Below are 2,574 nucleotides of genomic sequence, written 5' to 3'. Positions count from 1 at the left end.
GTGTTGACGCGCACTGAAAACTACCCAGATTTCGCGGGGTCTGCGCGCTGAAAAGTATCCAGGTGATTAACCTCCGCCGCTTCCGTCGAGGAGCGGGGAACAGAGGAGATGATCACCATGAATCTGCTGGGGAAGGTAAGAAGGTTGTACTACCGGGAGGGGCTCACGCTCTCGGAGATCGAGCGTCGCACGGGACTGACGCGCAAGACGATCCGCAAGTGGTTGAAGGCGCCCGAGGGGGTTGAGCCGAAGTACCAACGAAAGGTGAGCGACACCAAGATCGCGCCGTACGCGGCGCAGTTGGTGAAGATGCTTGAGACTGATGCACGGCGACCGCAACGGGACCGGCGTACGGCGCTGAAGCTGTTTGCGCAGTTGCAAGCGCAGGGGTTTGACGGCGATTACAGCCGCGTCACCGAGTTCATCCGGCGCTGGAAGGCCGAAGGCGGCAAATCGGTCACGAAGGCCTTCGTTCCACTGCAGTTCGAGCCGGGTGAGGCGCATCAGTTCGACTGGAGCGAGGAGCACCTGGTCATCGGCGGGGTGTGGCGCAAGGTGCTCGTGGCGCACCTGAAGCTGTGCTACAGCCGTGCCTTTGTCGTGCAGGCGTATCCGACGCAGAGCCACGAGATGCTGTTCGATGCGCACTCGCGGGCGTTTGCCGCGCTCGGCGGCGTGGCCCGGCGCGGGATCTACGACAACATGAAGACCGCCGTCGACCGGGTGAAGAAAGGCAAGGCGCGGGTGGTCAATACACGCTTTGCGGCGATGGCCTCGCACTACCTGTTCGAACCGGACTTCTGCAATGTCGCCAGCGGCTGGGAGAAAGGCGTCGTCGAGAAGAACGTGCAGGACAGCCGACGGCGGATCTGGCAGGAGGCGAGCGAGACACGCTTTGGCTCCTTCACCGAGCTGAACCTGTGGTTGCTGGCGAAGTGTCGCAGCCTGTGGCAGGAGCTCAAGCATCCGGGGTACGACCTTAGCCTGGCGGAGATGCTCGAGCAGGAACAGCCCAGCCTGATGCCGATGATCACACCCTTCGACGGCTACGTGGAGACGCTGGGCAAGGTGTCGAGCACCTGCCTGGTCACGTTCGAGCGCTGCCGCTATTCAGCGCCGTGCGAGTTGGTGGGGCAGATGGTCGGTATCCGGGTGTATCCCGAGCGGATCGAGCTCGTCGCGCACGACGCCGTCGTGGCCCGTCACGTGCGCAGCTTCACGCGCAACGAAGCGCGCTATGACTGGCAGCACTATCTGCCGCTGATCGAGCGCAAGCCCGGTGCGCTCAGGAACGGTGCCCCCTTCGCTGACATGCCCGCGCCACTGCAGACGCTGCGCGCTCTGCTGCTCAAGCGCGAAGGCGGAGATCGGGTCATGGCGAAGGTGCTCGCCGCCGTGCCTCAGCATGGCCTGGGGGCGGTGATCGTGGCGGTGGAGTTGGCGCTCGAAGCGGGCCGCCCCAGCCCCGAGCATATCGAGAACGTGCTCAACCGCCTGAAGTCAGCCCCCGCCACGCCGACCGTCGACACGGTACTGACCCTGAGCGAAACACCGATGGCAGACCCGCAGCGTTACGACCGGCTGCGTGCGGAGGTGAGCCATGCGTGATGTGCTTGCCGAACTGAAAGCCCTGCGCCTGTACGGGATGGCCGACGCCTGGGCGGAACTGGTGTCCACGAGTGAGCTCGGGTGTCAGAGTTCGGGTTGGCTGCTCGAGCACCTGCTCGAGGCCGAGCATACCGACCGTCACCTGCGCTCGATCCGCTATCAACTGCAGGCAGCCCGCTTCCCGGTGCACCGGGACTTGGCCGGGTTCGACTTCGAGCAGTCGAAGGTGGAGCGGGCACTGATCCAGGAACTCGCCACGCTCGACTTCACTGCGCAGGCCCACAACGTCGTGTTCATCGGCGGCACCGGCACTGGCAAGTCGCACCTGGCCACGGCGCTGGGCGTGTCAGGGATCACCCGGCACAGCAAGCGGGTGCGCTTTTACTCGACCGTTGATCTGGTCAATCTGCTCGAGCAGGAGAAGGCGGCCGGCAAAGCCGGCAAGCTCGCCTTCTCGTTACTGCGCATGGACCTGGTGATTCTCGATGAACTGGGCTACCTGCCGTTCAGCCAGAGCGGCGGAGCGCTGCTGTTTCACCTGCTCTCGAAGCTGTACGAGCACACCAGCGTGATGATCACGACCAACCTGAGTTTCGGCGAATGGGCGAGCGTGTTCGGCGATGCGAAGATGACGACGGCACTGCTCGACCGGCTGACCCATCACTGCCACATCGTCGAGACGGGCAACGAGTCCTATCGCTTCCGTCAGAGCTCGGCCAGCGCGCGGTCGCGGATCAAGGACCGTGAGCAATCCAAGCGCGGCACCCTCACCGAGGACGAGCCGTTCTGACCCGGCGCCCGCGCAGAGAAGCCCGCTTCGGGCTACGCCCTTCGCGTTCTTCTCTGCGCACACTCGCGGTCAGTAACTCGACTACACTGAACATCGCCTGCTCCATGACGAGCAGCTAAAGTGCCTGGGTAAAATTCAATGCGCACCGCTGGGTAGTTTTAGACGCGCGCCGACAC

The 2,574-nt window shown here is 63.9% G+C and carries 2 protein-coding genes; both read left to right on the top strand.

Features of this window, described 5'->3' with window-relative positions; translation table 11 throughout:
- Window positions 1-117 precede the first annotated feature (117 nt).
- Window positions 118-1,608 carry an IS21 family transposase gene (gene istA / locus P7F68_RS19825; protein ID WP_277835653.1) on the top strand — a complete coding sequence of 497 codons (1,491 nt, stop codon included), beginning with the start codon at window positions 118-120 and terminating at the stop codon, window positions 1,606-1,608.
- A complete protein-coding gene (gene istB / locus P7F68_RS19820) occupies window positions 1,601-2,398 on the top strand; it encodes an IS21-like element helper ATPase IstB (RefSeq protein ID WP_277835651.1) in 798 nt (265 codons plus the stop codon). Before istA ends, istB begins: the two co-directional genes overlap by 8 nt.
- The last annotated feature ends 176 nt before the right edge of the window (window positions 2,399-2,574 follow it).

It is taken from the genome of Thauera mechernichensis (genome assembly GCF_029588855.1).
In the GTDB taxonomy this organism is placed as follows: domain Bacteria; phylum Pseudomonadota; class Gammaproteobacteria; order Burkholderiales; family Rhodocyclaceae; genus Thauera; species Thauera mechernichensis.
The sequence above is the reverse complement of the archived record's forward strand: the minus strand, read 5'-3'. Positions and strand labels throughout refer to the sequence as shown.

Coding starts and splice junctions, on each gene's coding strand:
- istA (WP_277835653.1), top strand. CDS start 118: ATGAATCTGCTGGGGAAGGTAAGAAGGTTGTACTACCGGGAGGGGCTC.
- istB (WP_277835651.1), top strand. CDS start 1,601: ATGCGTGATGTGCTTGCCGAACTGAAAGCCCTGCGCCTGTACGGGATG.